The organism is Prosthecobacter sp. (assembly GCF_044226605.1).
In the GTDB taxonomy this organism is placed as follows: domain Bacteria; phylum Verrucomicrobiota; class Verrucomicrobiia; order Verrucomicrobiales; family Verrucomicrobiaceae; genus Prosthecobacter.
This window is the reverse complement of the sequence record NZ_JBGAGS010000008.1, coordinates 346,389-362,160: the sequence shown is the minus strand read 5'-3', so window position 1 is coordinate 362,160 and position 15,772 is coordinate 346,389. Positions and strand designations below refer to the sequence as shown.

General features: G+C 57.9%; 14 protein-coding genes. 5 read left to right on the top strand and 9 right to left on the bottom strand.

Features of this window, described 5'->3' with window-relative positions:
* On the top strand, positions 1 to 714 hold a 714-nt coding region (locus tag ACILSO_RS13460; RefSeq protein WP_395737934.1), incomplete at its 5' end, for an FAD-dependent oxidoreductase.
* 65 nt (positions 715 to 779) lie between these two features.
* On the opposite strand, the gene ACILSO_RS13455 is transcribed toward ACILSO_RS13460, so the two are convergent.
* The 9 genes from ACILSO_RS13455 to ACILSO_RS13415 all read right to left on the bottom strand — a co-directional run bounded on the left by ACILSO_RS13455 (position 780) and on the right by ACILSO_RS13415 (position 9,320).
* The gene (locus tag ACILSO_RS13455; RefSeq protein ID WP_395737933.1) at positions 780 to 1,796 is read right to left on the bottom strand and encodes an IS110 family transposase; all 1,017 of its coding nucleotides are present in this window, start codon (positions 1,794 to 1,796) and stop codon (positions 780 to 782) included.
* A 679-nt stretch (positions 1,797 to 2,475) separates the two neighbouring features.
* The gene (locus tag ACILSO_RS13450) at positions 2,476 to 2,781 is read right to left on the bottom strand and encodes a hypothetical protein (RefSeq protein ID WP_395737932.1); all 306 of its coding nucleotides are present in this window, start codon (positions 2,779 to 2,781) and stop codon (positions 2,476 to 2,478) included.
* A gap of 270 nt (positions 2,782 to 3,051) precedes the next feature.
* A complete protein-coding gene (locus ACILSO_RS13445; protein ID WP_395737931.1) occupies positions 3,052 to 3,330 on the bottom strand; it encodes a hypothetical protein in 279 nt (92 codons plus the stop codon).
* Between the two features lie 185 nt (positions 3,331 to 3,515).
* A complete protein-coding gene (locus ACILSO_RS13440; RefSeq protein WP_395737930.1) occupies positions 3,516 to 4,508 on the bottom strand; it encodes a hypothetical protein in 993 nt (330 codons plus the stop codon).
* A gap of 9 nt (positions 4,509 to 4,517) precedes the next feature.
* Positions 4,518 to 5,765 carry a DNA methyltransferase gene (locus ACILSO_RS13435; RefSeq protein ID WP_395737929.1) on the bottom strand — a complete coding sequence of 416 codons (1,248 nt, stop codon included), beginning with the start codon at positions 5,763 to 5,765 and terminating at the stop codon, positions 4,518 to 4,520.
* A gap of 102 nt (positions 5,766 to 5,867) precedes the next feature.
* Positions 5,868 to 6,704, bottom strand: coding sequence for a metal ABC transporter permease (locus ACILSO_RS13430; protein WP_395737928.1), 837 nt, complete (start codon positions 6,702 to 6,704; stop codon positions 5,868 to 5,870).
* Positions 6,705 to 6,871: 167 nt separating this feature from the next.
* On the bottom strand, positions 6,872 to 7,687 hold the full coding sequence (locus ACILSO_RS13425; protein WP_395737927.1) for a metal ABC transporter ATP-binding protein: 816 nt from the start codon (positions 7,685 to 7,687) through the stop codon (positions 6,872 to 6,874).
* 1 nt (position 7,688) lies between these two features.
* Positions 7,689 to 8,117, bottom strand: a complete 429-nt coding sequence (locus ACILSO_RS13420; RefSeq protein ID WP_395737926.1) for a hypothetical protein — start codon at positions 8,115 to 8,117, stop codon at positions 7,689 to 7,691.
* Between the two features lie 279 nt (positions 8,118 to 8,396).
* On the bottom strand, positions 8,397 to 9,320 hold the full coding sequence (locus ACILSO_RS13415; protein WP_395737925.1) for a metal ABC transporter substrate-binding protein: 924 nt from the start codon (positions 9,318 to 9,320) through the stop codon (positions 8,397 to 8,399).
* A 76-nt stretch (positions 9,321 to 9,396) separates the two neighbouring features.
* Between ACILSO_RS13415 and ACILSO_RS13410 the strand changes: the two genes are divergently transcribed.
* From ACILSO_RS13410 to ACILSO_RS13395, 4 genes are all read left to right on the top strand, one after another.
* Positions 9,397 to 11,481 (top strand): TonB-dependent receptor, encoded by a 2,085-nt coding sequence (locus tag ACILSO_RS13410; RefSeq protein WP_395737924.1) that lies wholly within the window; start codon positions 9,397 to 9,399, stop codon positions 11,479 to 11,481.
* 193 nt (positions 11,482 to 11,674) lie between these two features.
* On the top strand, positions 11,675 to 13,165 hold the full coding sequence (locus ACILSO_RS13405; RefSeq protein WP_395737923.1) for an exopolysaccharide biosynthesis polyprenyl glycosylphosphotransferase: 1,491 nt from the start codon (positions 11,675 to 11,677) through the stop codon (positions 13,163 to 13,165).
* A gap of 59 nt (positions 13,166 to 13,224) precedes the next feature.
* Positions 13,225 to 14,142 (top strand): glycosyltransferase family 2 protein, encoded by a 918-nt coding sequence (locus ACILSO_RS13400; RefSeq protein ID WP_395737922.1) that lies wholly within the window; start codon positions 13,225 to 13,227, stop codon positions 14,140 to 14,142.
* A gap of 146 nt (positions 14,143 to 14,288) precedes the next feature.
* Positions 14,289 to 15,770, top strand: coding sequence for a hypothetical protein (locus tag ACILSO_RS13395; protein WP_395737921.1), 1,482 nt, complete (start codon positions 14,289 to 14,291; stop codon positions 15,768 to 15,770).
* The last annotated feature ends 2 nt before the right edge of the window (positions 15,771 to 15,772 follow it).

Genomic DNA, 15,772 nt, shown 5'->3' with positions numbered 1-15,772 from the left:
GGCAATCTCTTCATGGCCGGCCGCACCATCTCCGTCGAGCGCCACGCCCTCGGCTCCACCCGCGTCATGCGCACCTGCGGCATGATGGGAGAGGTCGTCGGCAAAGCCGCCTGGATCTGCGTCCGCCACCACACCACCCCCCGCGGCGTCTATGAGCAGTACCTCGACATCCTCAAAGACCTCATGTCCCAGCCCGGCGCCATGCGTCGCGACACCCTCGAGGGTGCCCTCTACCTCCCCGCCAACGCAAAAAAACTCCCCGACCTCCCCCCTCCCGGCACCTCCGCAGACAGCATCGACCCCAAGAAGCTCGAAGGCCTCGTCATCGACGACACCGAAGCCGAGCTCACCGGCAAATGGGCCCACGGCGAAGGCCTGCGGCCCTACGTCGGCAAGCACTACAGCTACAGCTCCGACAAAGCCGCCAGCGCCCGCTTCCCCTTCAGCGTCAAACAAACGGGTAACTACGAAGTCCGCATCTACTTCCAGCCCCACGAAAACCGCGCCAAAACCGCCCCCGTCACCCTCCTCACCGCCGACGGCGAAAAGACGGTGACTGTCGATCAAACCAAAGCCCCCAAAGACCCCCAGGGCGCCTACTCCCTCGGCACCTACAAATTCACCGCCGGCGAAGAATCCGCCGTCATCTTCCGCACCGCCAGCGCAGGCGGAAACGTCCACCTCGACGCCGTCCAAATCCTCCCCGCCAAGTAACCCCTCGCGCCGAGCAAGCGTCAGCAAAGTAGATATGGTGTTGGCAAGAGGAAAAAAGAGAAGGGTTATGAAGATGGGAGGCGTGCGAAATTTTCGACAAAAGGAGTCTGATGTTTGAGCACGCCGAAGGCGATGCGCAGCAGCCTGCTCATCAGGGCGCCGAGGGCGCAGGCCCTGGCCATGCCCCTGGCGACCATGGCGTCGTAAAATGAGCGCAGGGTGTTTTTGCGCGCCACGACGGTCATGGCGGCCATGTAGAGCACGTGCCGCAGCAAGGGGCAGCCCTCCTTGCTGAGACGTCCGCGCCTGCGCACGCTGGAGCCTGAAGTGGCGGTGGTGGGAGCCATGCCGGCAAAGGCGACGAGATCCCTGGCGCGGGAGAAGTCCTCCATGCGGGGGACTTCGGCAAGGATGGTTGCGCTGACGACCTTGCCGAAGCCCGGGATGGACTGCAGCAGGCGTGCATCGCGCTGCAGGCTGAAGTGGGCCAGAGTATGGCGCTCGATTTTGCCATCGATGTCCTTGAGCAGCTTGCGCAGATGTTTGAGCAGCAGGCGCAGGGATGTGATGATGGTGTGGCAGTGAACGGTTTTGAGGCGGTTGTCATTGGCGGTGATCTGGGCAACGAGGTCGCGCCGATGGCGCACCAGCGCCTGCAGCTCGCAGCGTTCAGCAGGCGGAGGCACCCAGGAGGAGGGACGCAAACGCTGGACCATCAGAGCGATGTCGTGGGCGTCGACGGGGTCGGTCTTGGCCTTGCGGCCAAGGCAGCGGGTGAAGTCCTTGACGCGGCGGGGGTTGAGATAGCTCACGATGTGTGCCCGGGCGTGGAGGTGCATGAGCAAAGGCAGGGCATAGTTGCCGGTGGCCTCAACACCGGCATGCAGCCGGAGGCGAGTGCGGCCACTGCTGCCAAGAAGCTGGCGCAGCCATTGGTCGAGGGCGTGGAAGCCCTCGGGGGTGTTGGCAAACTCACGGCCTTGACCGCCGCCATGGGAGGGCAGCAGATGCGCGTTGAACTTGGTCTTGCTCATGTCGATGCCCAGCACGTCGGCGGGCGCGGGAGAGATGGAGGTGTTCATGATGGATGGGGTGGTTGATGGGGGCAGGTTGCAGCCCTGGGAGGAGGTTGAAGGAGTCGGCAAGTTCCAGCTTGTCTTCGTGCTGCCAGAGGTGAGGCTGGGCACAGGATATGGTTCGGCTTTGTCCGACTCATCCGGGGCATGGACGCCAATCTACTTTCGTGCTGAACTCAAGAGCGGCACGAGCCCTGTTACGGTCTGTCCATGCCCCTTCAAAGTCCGTTGGGGGCAGATGGCCGGCGCTTGCGCGCCGACTCAATCTATCCAAAAGGGCGAGAAAAGCATACAGACAAGCCCTGTTGCGCCGCAACTGGGTTTTCATTCTGGATAATTCGCGGACCTTCGTGTCCATTCGCGTTGAAACGAAATCCGACTCCGCCGTCATCTTCTGCACCGCCGGTGCAGGTGGCAATGTGCATCTGGATGCGGTGCAAGTGCTGCCCGCAAAGTAGTTCTTAAGCCCCAAAGGGGCGACATAGCGTAGCCCAGGGTGAACCGAGCCTCAGCGAGGTAACCCTGGGTAAAGCCACATCACAATCCGGGCAGCAAATCCAGCGCCTACTTCTCAGACCGCGCTCACCAGTAGCGTTTGCAACGGGCCTCCGCCACAAATGGGCTCGCTCCTCCGAGCTCTCGTAGAGTATCACCCATCGCCGCATCAGCAGTCGTGCTAGGCTGCTCAATACACAACGCCCAGGTGATCCACAGCGCAGGACTGGCAAACCCTCTCGCTATGCATCCAACCCTTGGGTTGGCGTTCGCGGCACATCCGGCACACACCAAAGAAGCGGGGCAACTTCAGCAGGTGAAGCCGGGCAGCAAGGATCTCCTCCTCCGGAGTGGTAGCAGCCAGTGTCTCGACTTTCACCCAGCGCGAACGAGGCATGTGAGGATGCGGCCAGGAAATGACCTGACATTCCACGTGCAGGCCGTCGGGCCTTGCCTTCACGCGCGTGAACTGTTGAATCAGCCGGTCATTGTTCATGATCTTGCGTCATCAATGGTGCTCCGCAATTTCCGCCCCTCCACATAAAACTACTTTCTCGTTCCCCCGATCCCGGAGGGATCGCAGCCGGTAGCCAGGGGTAAGCTCGCGTAGCGAGCGCCACCCCTGGAAAGCCGCCCCCAATCCGGGAAGCAAAGCCAGCGCTTTCTAAACACACCGCGCTCACCAGCAGCGTCTTTACCGTAACGCCGATTCAGCGCGTGTGTCCCAGCGCTCCCCCAAACTCACAATCACACGCTTAACCGGGTTTCATTCATCCTCGACACCTGTGACGCCAGACTCAAAGGGAATCTCCCGGGCCACTTGGATCACCCGCAACAACACACGGTTCAGCCTGCCATCACTGCAGGTGTTATGATCTTCCACCAAATCCTTCACCTCATGACTGCGCGCTGCCTGCATGATCTCCCAGTCCGATGTACCGGCTGGAAACGTTTTATCCTCCATCACCGTGCGGTTTTCCCAGCCAAAGTCTGGATCACAATAGGCCACACGGTCTTCTCGATAAATGAACAGCCAGTGTTTCATGATTTCACGTTGAAGCGCTCACAGCCTTTTCCAAAACGGATTTCGCTAAAAAGAGGGCGGGCTGCAACTCAAAATACGACGCCCAGACGGCTCGACGCACATGCCTGACAAACGTCATTTCCATACATCCATCCCTTGGGATTGCGTTCATGGCACATCTTGCAAACTTCACTGCATGCGTAGCCTTACTGGGGTGTGACACTTGCAATAAAATCTTTCACTCGTGCGGTGAGCACAGCATTTTGTTCGACATGGCTCGCATAATACAGATAGGACTGCGCAGCGATTCGTTGTTTCATGGGGTCCCAAAGGGCCACCACATCTGACATTTCATCACGCGACAGTGCAATAAGGCCTTTGTCTTTGAGACTGCTTCTTGCCGCATCTTCCAAGCTGTCTGCCACAACTAGGCCAATTGCTTTTCGACGTGCGATCTCATTTGCAAAACCCTCTAGGTCGGCCACGTCAGCAGCACGAAAACAAAGATGCTTTGCCTCAGCGCTGAGGATCAGTCTGTCACCGTCCCAGGCGTCAATATCTCCGATCCCTCCCACTCGTTTGGATCCTGTCCGCACTTTCCGAACCTCAACTTGCAGATGGGGTGCATCAGCACGTAAGTAGGCGAATACAGCTCCCTGAAACGCCGCGCCAGTCGGCTCCCCTCTTCTCGCGCAAAAATCAAACTGGCGAAGCAAAAGAAGAAATACCGGCGCTTCTTTCGTCATTGCGGACTCATCAAGTTCGTGACTTGGAAGTGACTCCAACACGAATGCCAGGATTCGGTCTCTCAGTGCGATCACATCTGCGACCTCGGCGGATACCATGCCGCCAATCCACCTAGTGTAATCTGGCCAAGCCTGAGTTGCATGAGGAGCCGCACTTGGAAAATCAAGCCGATGATGTGTTGCTCGAATCAACTGCTCAATACCGTTGTAGAATGGGCGGATGCTTTTGGTTGTCCCATCAGGGAGTTGAACTATCAAGGTGTTGGCAAGTGCGCCACTACGTGTTTTTGCTTCGCGCGGGAACGCCGTCAAGAATCTCTCATAACTTGTGAAGCCTTGTCCGAGCGCGTTGAGCGACGTCAGAAAGTCGATGAATGCCATAGCAAGCCCTGCGGCGAACTTGCGGCGGCTGAATTCAGAGCGAACCTCATTTAGGATTTCATCAACGGTCATCCAGCAATCCTATGCCGGAACCGGAAGGCTTTTCAATGTCACAAATGCACGTTTGGCCATCTCGATATAGCCAAGGTCACGTTCAATTCCTATGGACTCATAACCAATTGCACTGGCTGCGGCCAGCGTGGAGCCGCTGCCTGCAAATGGATCGAGCACCACCCCTTTTCCCATGGGTAAACTCGCCCGGACCAGCATCCGCAATAGTTTCTGTGGCTTAATCGAAGGGTGAGGTGCCGCCTCTCTCTCGGCTCCTCTAGCGGGAGAGCATTCCAGAACGTCTTTGAATGGTTCATCCCGTGAGGGGCGTCGCAAGGCACCAGTACCCCAGCGTTCCAAGTTGAGTTTAACCGTGCGTTCACTCAGGGGTTTCCGAAATAGCCCCCAGGGTTCCCAGCAGCTTCGTGGCATCACCGACACCTCAGGGAAAGCGTCTTCAGCGCCTTTGGGCCGGTCCCCACCCCGTAGTGTCGAGACCAGTCGGATAATTTCTCCACGCTTTTCCATGCCTGCCTCGGCAATGGAAGAAAATGCAGAAGTCGAGAGCAATGGATTCGATGCGATAATCAAATGGCCACCCGGTACCAGGACACGCAACGCAAGTTCCCCTAAACTATGAAAGAATTTCACCAAGCGGTCTCTGTCAGCCGGACCTAGCACCGTAAATCGAGGTAGTGGCGATCTTTCAACTCCATTGAGCTTGGGTGGGATTCGCCATACTCCTCCACGGCCCTCACGCAGTTTTGCATGATTGCCAGCATCGTATTCGATGAGTCCATACGGGGGATCAGTCACGATCGCATGAACGCTTTGTTCCTCCATATCTCGCATCGCTTGCAATGAGTCTGCATGGATGAGCTTCGCAAGCCTGTCGAGTGAAATGGCCTGTTCGATAGGGTTTTGTGCAAGAGGAGGTTTCACATCGCGCTTTTCGGTGCGCTGGGCGGAAATCGGCAGAAGCATCTGATCAACATATTCCTCCATCAATCGATTCGTATGATTGAGAGCGGCGCTTTCTTTGCGTCTTTCTCGATTTGCACCCAGAAGAAAGACAATGCTGCGCGCTTTGCCTATTGATCGCTTGATAAAGCCCTTTTGTTCGAGCGCGCGCAAATGACTTGCCACCGCGTTTGAACTCGAAAAACCAAAGTGTTTCTGTATCTCTCGCACAGACGCAATCATTCCTGTCTCTTCGTGATGAACTACAAGAAACGACATTATCTCGCGTTGACGGTCGGTGATAGCATAGCTGATCATTTGTTCAGTATGAATTCGACGTGTTCTTAGGCAACGATTTTTTTGAGAAAAGCGTTTCTGTTTGAGGCGCACTCCTAAACTCAAATATCTGAGCAGCACCCCTCACCTCCTGCTAAACAGCCCATACTTCGGACTGAACACATACGCCGCCACAAAGAACACCCCCAGCACCACGATGATCGTCGCGCTCACGCTCCACCCCAGCGGATACGACAGAAAGAACGCCGCCACCGACCCCACCGCACCGATCACCCCGCCGCCCCAGAACAGCGCACGCGCGTTGTTCGTCAGCAGATACACCGTCGCCGCCGGCGCCACCATCAGCCCCACGCTCAGGATACAGCCCACCGCCTGCAGCGATGAGATTAAAACCAGGATCGTCACTGCAAACGTCGCATAATTAAGCAGCCTCACCGGCACCCCCAGGCTCGCCGCAATGTTCGGCTCAAACAGATAGATGAGCAGCGGCCGTTGCAGCGCCGTTAGCGTGATCACCGCAATCGCGCTGATCCCAAACGCGATCCACAAATCCGAATCCGCCATGCCCACGATGCTCCCAAACAGCCACTCATCCAGCTTCTGCCGCATGTCCAGATTCTTCAAAATCAGCACCCCCCCTGCAAACGCCGTCGTGTACAGCACCCCCATTGCCGTGTCCTGATCCAGCCGCGACGTCCGCGAAAGAAAGATCGACCCCAGCCCCACCAGCAGCGCCGCAAAGATCGCCCCCCCCAGCGCGCTCCACTGCGTCAGCCCCGCGATCAGCACCGCCAGCGCAATCCCCGGCAGCAGCGAATGCGACAGCGTCCCGATTTTGAGCGCATCCTTCCGCAGCACCACAAACGCACTCACAAACCCATTCGCAAACCCAATCATCAAACACGCCATCAGCGTCCGCTTGGCAATCGGTTCAGCAAGAAAGTCAGCAAAGGTCGACACGGCGAAAAGGTTCTCCAATTTTCAGATTTCAGTTTTCAGTTCTCAATTTTCAGTAAGTGCCTGAGCTCTCCAATCTCTCACAAGGCAACGTCTTCAGTTTCATAAATTCAGATCTCTGCGGTCTTCTAATCTCTGCGTTGTAAAATTCTGGAAGATCGAAAGAGTGGTTAAGATTTCTGCGCTTGGCTCCCCGCCGGTTCCAGGTTGTCATACGCCGCCGCCACATGCTCTGGCGTAAACGCCTCCTTCACCGGCCCAAACACCACCTGATGCCTCCGGATCAAGAGCACATCATCAAAGATGTCCGTCACCGTCTGCAGATCATGATGACTCGCAATAAGCAGCCGCCCCTCCGCCGTCAGCTCCTTAAACAGCCGGCTCAGATTCTCCTGCGCTGGCTTGTCCAGCCCCGTAAACGGCTCATCCAGCAGCAGCACATGTGCCTCCTGCGCCAGCGCCCGAGCGATAAACGCCCGCTGCTGCTGCCCGCCCGAAAGCGCGCTGATCTGCCGGTCCTGCAAATCGCACAGATTCATGCTGACCAGCGCCCGCTCCACAATCTCCGCATCATGCCGCGAATACTGCCGCCACCACCCCAGGTTCGGATACCGCCCCATCTCCACCAGCCCGCGAACCGTAATCGGAAAATTCCAATCCACATCCCCGCGCTGCGGCAGATACGCGATCTCATGGCTGCTCCGAGTCAGCGGCTTCCCCCGCCACAAAATCTTCCCCTTATCTCCGGGTATGATCCCCGCCAGCGATTTCAAGAGCGTACTCTTGCCCGCCCCATTCGGCCCAATGAGCGCCATACTCCGACCACACTCCGTCGCAAAGTTAATATGCTCCAGCGCCCGCACCTCCTGGTACTGCACACTCAGATCCACCACCTCCAGCCGGTGATGCGCCGTATGCACACACCCACCGCCCCAGCAGACATGCTCCTTGGTTTTGTCATGGGAATGGCTCGTTGCGGCACTCATTTCATTTCCAAATAAACGTGATCACTTCATCCATGGTTCCCCCGGAAGACCAGCGCGTCTCACTCCGCGAAGCCAGCCCGTCCGGCTCAACTTCCAGCGTTAGAGCCGTGTCGGGCGTGCCTTCTGGCCACGTCGCCTGAACAAAAACGTCCGCTCCGTCTCTTGGAGAGGGCAGGGAAGTCCGCCATTCAAGAGGAGTGTCTTCAATGACGGTGATCTGCTCTTTATCCCCGATCTTCACGCTCAGCTTCGCCGGCCTGTGCGCATACCTTACCCTCACCAACGCTTTCACACTCTTCTCCTCCACCACCTTCGCTGGCGCAGCCGCCTTCGCCACACTCACCGTCCCCGTCAAATGACTCAACGGCACCGCCAGCACCACAAACATGAGGCACAGCAAAAAAATCTGAATCGGCGGGAAACCACGCATCACTTTAAAAACGGTTATACAACATTCCGAGTGCAACGCTCACTCCTCTAAACACTGAGCCACCGTCGGGCTGTTCAGGAATCAGCATCCCAAAGCCTTTCTCTCTGACATCTTTTACCATCAATCTTTTACCAGCCCGCTGAAATTCAGCACCACCCAACGGCAAAAAAGTGGAAATGATTCGAGAGCACGCGGCGAACATCGATTCTGACCTCTGATATGAGTGTTTTATTAGTGTCCGATTAGTGGTTTCAAACTCCGGCTCTCCCTCACAACGCCCTACTTCGCAGGCTCCGCCGGCGCCAACGCCGCCACAATCGACCGTACGTTATGCGCCAGCATCGTCTCAAACGTATGCGCCACCTTCGCGGTCCCATCCGCAATCAGCGGCTCCCCAATCTTCACCCCCGTGCTCCGCGCGATCTCCGCCAGCACCTTCGGGTTCGCCTGATCCTCCGGGAAGATCGCCTTGATCCCATGCTCGCGGATCTCCTCAATCGTCTCCGCCACATGCTTCGACGAAGCATCATCACTGCGCCCGATGCCCAGCAGCGAGATCGGCTCAAACCCATACTCCTTGCAGAAATACCCAAAGGCCCCGTGCGCCGTCACCAGCAGCCGATCCTTCTTCCCCACCTTCGAAATCTCTTTCTGCGCCCAGCTCTTCAGTTCGCCAAAGCGCTTGCTCGCCGCCTTCGCACCCGCCGCATACGCACTCGCATTCGCCGGATCAATCGCGCTCAACTCATCCGCCACCACACGCGCCGCCCGCTTCATGTTCTCCGCGCTGTGCCACCAATGCGGATCCTCCGCCCCATGGTGATGATGATCATGCTCATCACCACCCTTCTCACCATGCTCATGATGATGCTCCTCAAACGGGATCGACGGAATCTTCGCCCCCACCTCCACCAGCTTCACATCCGCACCCAGGCTGTCGCGCAGCTTATCCAGAAAGCTCTCCAGCCCCTTGCCTGAAGCCAGCAACACCTTCGCCCCCTTCATTGCAGCCAGATCCTTCGGCGCCGGTTCAAAGTGATGAATGTCCGCCCCCGGCTTCAAGATCTCCACCACCTCCACATTCGCCCCACCCACTTGCTGCGCCAGGTCAGCCAGGATCGGATGCAGCGTCGCCACCTTGGTGGCGGCAAGAGTCGGAAGAGCAGCGGCCAGAAGGCAAAGAGGTAGGATGAGGTGCTTCATAAACGGAACTAGGACATGAAAAATTGAAAATACAAATGATTTGCAATTGCAAACGAGTTGCATATAAACCGCGCTCATGCAACTCACTTGCACTTTTCTACGCGCCGCAGTCCTGCTCGGGTTCCTCACCGTCTGGACCCCACTTTTTGCCGAATCCGACACACAACTCGCCCCTCGAAACACCATAACTCCCGCCCAAGAGGCCGAAATCCCTCTGGAAGAAATGGTTATTACAGCTCCTACAGCACCAGCCGCCCCCCCTCTTTCCCCCGTTATCACCGGCCAGACCCTCAATCTCGCCATCGAACCCAGCCTCGGCCAGACCCTTTCCCGCATCCCCGGCGTCAGCGCCACCTACTTTGGCCCCGCCGCCAGCCGCCCCATTCTCCGCGGTCTCGATGGCGACCGTGTCCGAATCTTACAAAACGGACTCAACACCATCGACGCCTCCGCCACCAGCGCCGACCACGCCGGCAGCTTCGACACTTCCAACCTCAAATCCATCGAAGTCGTCCGCGGTCCCGCCAGCTTGATGTATGGCTCCAACGCCATCGGCGGTGTCGTCAATGCCACCGATGGCCGCATCGTCGATGAAAAACTCGACGGCACCATCCGTGGCGCACTCACCGACCGCTACACCTCCGTGGATAATGGCTACCTCACCAGCGCCATGATCGAAGGCGGCTACAAAGGCCTCGCCTTCCACGTCGAAGCCTTCACCCGCGCCGCCGAAGACTTCCGCATCCCCGGCAACGCCCGCACGGCCAACGAGCAAGCCGCCAATCCGCTGCCACCAGGCCAGAGCGAAGTCAGCAAAATCATGCCCAACAGCAACCTCCGCTCCGAAGGCGTCACCGGCGGCCTCAGCTACATCTGGGACAAAGGCTTCTTCGGCTTCGCCTGGACCGAATTCCACACCAACTACGGCTCCCCCGCCGAACCCAATGTCGTCATCGACATGCACCAGCAGCGCCTCGATGTGCGCGGCGCCTTCTACAAACCGCTGCCCCTCATCAAAGAGATCAGCTACAAGCTCGCCACCTCCCGCTACCAGCACACCGAATACGACAGCGGCATGCCCTCCACCCTCTTCAAGAACAACGGCTACGATGGCCGCGTGGAAGTGAAGCACGAAAAAATCGCCGGCATGGAAGGCGTCGTAGGCTTCCAGTCCGGCCGCAGCGAGTTCAGCACCGCAGGCAGCGAAGCCTTCCTTCCCCCCACGATTACCCAGGCAAACTCGTTCTTTCTCTTCGAAGACATCGCTCGTGGCCCTATCAGCTATCAGTTCAGCGGGCGCTACGATCACACCGGTGTCGAGTCCCTCGCGAGCGCCGCCTTCGGCCCCGCCCTCGCCCGGACCTTTGACACCTTCAGCGGCTCCCTCGGCCTCGTCTTCACCCCTAACAACGACTACGCCGTCACCTTCACGATTAACCACGCCGAGCGCGCCCCCACCTACCAGGAACTCTTCGCCAATGGCGCCCATTCCGCCACCGGCGCCTTTGAAATCGGCAATCCCGGTCTCAACCCCGAAAAATCACTCGGCTTTGATCTCAACCTGAACAAGCGCACCGGCTGGGTCACCGGCAGTATCAGCGGCTACTACAATCGCTACACCAACTTCATCGGCCAGTTTCCCACCGGCATCGTCCACGTCGTCGGCGGAGAGAATTACAACGAACTCATCTACCAGTCCACCAGCGCCGAGTTCATCGGCTCCGAACTCGAGACCACCTTTCACCTCCTCCATCCCATCACCTCAGGTCCGGCCGCAAACCCCAACAATCTCCACCTTCAGTTCCGCGCCGACGTTGTGCGCGCCCGCGACAAACAAACCGGCATGTCTCTCCCCCGCATCCCGCCCTTCCATCTCACCAGCGCCCTGATGTTTGAGCGCGGCCCCTTCGGTGCCCGCCTCGAAGGCATCTACGCCGCACCCCAGGCCCAGCTCGCCATGAACGAAGCCCGCACCAACAGCTACTTCCTCGTCAATCTCTCCCTCACCTACCGCCTCAAACAAGGCCCCACCACGACCGATTTCTACATTAAAGGAGTGAACCTCACCAACGAAGACGCCCGCGAACACGCCTCCGTCCTCAAAGACCGCGTCCCCCTCCCAGGCCGCGGCCTAGCCGTGGGAATGAAGCTCACCTTCTGAGGGAGCCGCAGCCCCTCGAAGATAAGGCGGTACAAATAGCTCCAGCTCAAAGAAATACATCGACGTTCGTCGCTCAATTCTCAAAAATGGTACGCTAATCCGATTATAATTCCAAAAAAGAGAGAATTTCCATAGGTTGGGCTTGCGCCTAAATTTATACTGAGTATAATTTAGGTATTCAATAGGACCAGCCATGGCGACTACTCATCCCAATTCCAATATTTTAGGCTCTGGCCCAGCCTACCAGGCCCTGGAGGCCCGGCGTGCTTGGCGCGAGAAGGAACAGCTCTCTCCCCACTTCTGGGTACTAGTCAGCATCTTGGGAGATTTGGTGATGGCCCTGCTGGCCGCCTATTCAGCCTACTGGCTGCGCTTCCATACAATCATTCGTGAATTTGGTAACTTCGATGAGATGACCTTTCGTCAGTATGGTGGCCACACAGCTCTGGGCAGCCTCTCCCTCATTCTGGTGCTGGGCTGGCAGGAGATTTACCATAAAAACGTGCTGCTGCGCAGTCGCTGGGTGTCTTCGAAAATTGCCAAAGGCGTCCTGGTGTGGACCGCCGGGTTCCTTGCCATCACGCTGGCGCTGAAGCTGGAGCCGAGCATCTCGCGCGTTTATGTCATGCTCAATGGGGCCACCGCATTGCTGCTTCTGCTGGGCTGGCGCGTTTTGTTCATCTCCTGCCTGCGTGCTCCAGGGCGCATTGAGGCGCTGCAGCAGCGTACTCTGTTCGTTGGGTGGAATGCCGAGGCGGTGGCACTTTGGAAAACCATGAAGCGCGACCAGACGGGAAGCTTTGACATTATGGGCTGGGTCCGGACCGGCAGTCCTGAAGATGGCTGCCCCAAGGATGAGGTGGTGCCTTGCCTGGGAGACCTGAGCGAAGTGGAACATCTCGTCAGCGCTCATGCGGTGGACATGGTGGTCGTGGCGGACCTGCACGGCCCACGCGAGCAGATGATCACCATTGCGAACCTCTGCGAACGGGAAATGATTCAGTTCAAGGTCATCCCATCTTGTTTCCGAGTGTTTGTTTCGGGGCTGACGCTCGAGACCATCGCCGGGACACCGGTGCTGGGGGTGACTCGTCTGCCTCTGGACGACACGCTCAATGTGATGACCAAACGCATGGTCGATATCGTGGGCGCCACCATCGGGCTGGTGCTGAGCGCGCCGATCATTGCCTTGTTCAGTGCCATTGTTTGGGTGGAGTCACGTGGTTCAGTGTTCTACCGCCAGCGGCGCTGGGGCTGCAACGGGGTGTCGTTCGATATCATCAAAATCCGCTCGATGAAGATGAATGCGGAGGCCGCCAAAGGGGCTCAATGGTGCGTCAAAGACGATCCACGTCGTCTCAAGGTGGGGGCCTTCATGCGCAAATGGAACATCGATGAGCTGCCCCAGTTCTGGAATGTGCTGAAAGGGGAGATGAGCCTGGTCGGGCCGCGTCCGGAGCGTCCGGAACTCATCGAAGGCTTCAAACATCAGATCCCGCATTACAATGCCCGCCACCACTCCAAGCCTGGCATGACGGGCTGGGCCCAGGTCAATGGCCTGCGAGGTGATACGGATCTCGGCGAGCGCATTCAGTGCGATCTCTGGTATCTTGAAAATTGGAGCCTGTGGCTCGATTTCCAAATTATGCTGCTGACCTTTTTCAAGCGGGACAACGCTTACTGAGATTTAAGCAACATACGGGTAGAATATAGCGAGATCTTCAGGCACTCCTTGAACCACCCATGCCGCTGTTCACGGTTTACACGCCCACCTTCAATCGAGCACACACGCTGCATCGAGTGTTTGAAAGTTTGCAGGCGCAGACCTTACGAGATTTTGAGTGGCTGGTGGTCGATGACGGTTCAACCGATGATACCGCTGACTTGATGGCCCGATATCAAAGCGAGGCGAATTTTCCTCTGCGCTATCTGCGGGAGCCGCATCGGGGGGCGCACTACGCTCACAATCTCGCGCTGCGGGAGGCGCAGGGGCAGTTCATGATCAAGCTCGATTCCGACGACGGCTGCGTGCCGAACTCTCTCGAGCGCCTGCGTTACCACTGGGAGAACATTCCCGCGGCACAACGCGACTCATTCTCCGGCGCCACCGCGCTCTGCCGTGATCAAAACGGGCAGCTGGTTGGCTCACGGTTTCCTGTGGATCCGCTCGACTGCTCCGCTGCCGAACTCGAGTACCGGCACAAGGTGCGCGGAGAGAAATGGGGCTTTCTGCGTCTGGATGTGCTGCGCCAGTTCTCCTACCCCGAGAACGTGTCGGGGAACTTCATTCCCGAGTCGTATATCTGGTGTCAGGTGTCCAAGCGCTACAAGACGCGGCACATCAATGAAGAGCTGCGCATTTACTGGACGGACGCGCCCTCGCTGGTCCATGGGCCGGGCAATCCGCGCACGAATGCGGAAGGGCACCGCCTCATGTTCAAGATGGTGCTCGATTGTGAAAGCGGCTGGTTCTTCACGGCACCGCTGAGGTTGCTGCGTGCGGGGGTGCAGTACAGCCGTTTTGCGTTCCTGAGCGGTGTGGGTTTCGCGGCACAGTTTCGTGAATTGAAAACTTTCGGTGGGCGGCTGCTGTGGCTGGCCGGTGCGCCTTTGGGTTTCATGCTGTGGAAGCGTGACTGCTCGAGGTTTCCTCAGGCTTGAGGAGTTCAATCTTAGCAACGCTTCCAGGGACTGCGCATTGGCGCTCAGACATTTTTCACTGAATGAGGATTCGTTCGAGATTCCGCAGTTCAGTGTGCGTTTCTGTCCGCAGCACTGATGGCTGGATGTGCTCTCCATTTTAGCTCATGAATCTTTATTCTCTCATTCTCCGCAAGTGGCTGCTGCTGCCGCTGGTCATTTCTTCTTTGGCTGGAGTCCTGGTCTCGGCGGAGGGGGCGGACGATGCTGTTGCCATTGGTTCCCGACGTGAGCTGTTTGTGGATCGCCTGCTGGTGGGTGAGCTGAAAAACACGGTGCTCAAGCTGCATGAGCCGCAGCTCATGCCACCGGTGGCGCAGCCTCGCCCGCACGGGAATTATGCCACAGTGCTGCGGGCGCCGGACAAGTTTCAATTTTACTATCGTGGGGACAAAGATCCCAAGGTGACTTGGAAAAATCAGGGCATCGAGGCTTATCACGATGGCGAAGTGACCCTCTATGCGGAGAGTGCCGACGGCATCCACTGGACTCTGCCCAAGCTGGGGCTTCACGAGCATCCCGCCTTTCCCGAAGGGAACATCATCCTCATGAACGAGTTCATGGTGAATCACAATTTCACGCCGTTTGTCGACACCCGGCCCGGTGTGCCCGCCGAGGAGAAATACAAGGCGCTGGGCGGTCTGGCCTACCAGTCGCATCAGCAGGCGGTGCGTGAGAAGCGTGGGCCCGGCGGCCTGAAAGCCTTTGTTTCACCCGATGGCATCCACTGGAAAAAACTGCGTGATGAAGCTGTGATTCCCGAGGACTGGGGGAAATACTTTGATTCGCAGAATTACGCTTTCTGGAGCGAAACTGAGCAGTGCTACGTCTGCTACTTCCGCCGCTTCATTGGCGGATTGCGCGGCATCGCCCGCACAACCTCGAAGGATTTCATACACTGGACGCCGTTCGTCGAGATGAAGGCGAATCTGCCGGGTGAGCATCTCTACACGGCATGCACGCAGCCCTACTTCAGGGCGCCCCATCTTTATCTGGCCCTGCCCACGCGATTCATGGAGAAGCGTGGGGCGGCGACGGACATCCTCTTCATGAGCACACGCGGTGGGGAGACCTATGACCGCCTCTTCACGCAGAGCTTGATCCGCCCTGGGCTGAGCAAAGAGGGCTGGGCGAACCGCGCGAATTATGCGGCGATCGGTATTCATCAGACGGGAGACACGGAGCTGTCGCTATTTCTCACCAACGGCAGGCGCTATACGCTGCGCCTGGATGGCTTTGTCTCAGTGAACGCCCCGCTGGAAGGCGGAGAATTCATCACCAAGCCGCTGACTTTCGACGGCAACGAACTGAGGATCAATTATGCAACGAGTGCCGCAGGACAGATGCAGGTGGAAATTCAGGATGCGCAGGGTCGGCCTGTTCCTGGCTTCTCGCTGGATGCGTGTGATCCCATCTACGGAGACCATATCGACCGTGTGGTGACCTGGAAGAAGGAGCGCGATGTGGCGAGGCTGAAAGGCACGGTGATCAAGCTCAGATTTGTCATGTCCGATGCCGACCTCTTCGCCGTGAAGTTCCAGGACACCCCGGCTGAATCAAACCCTGCTCTCAAAGCTGACAGGCAATAGAC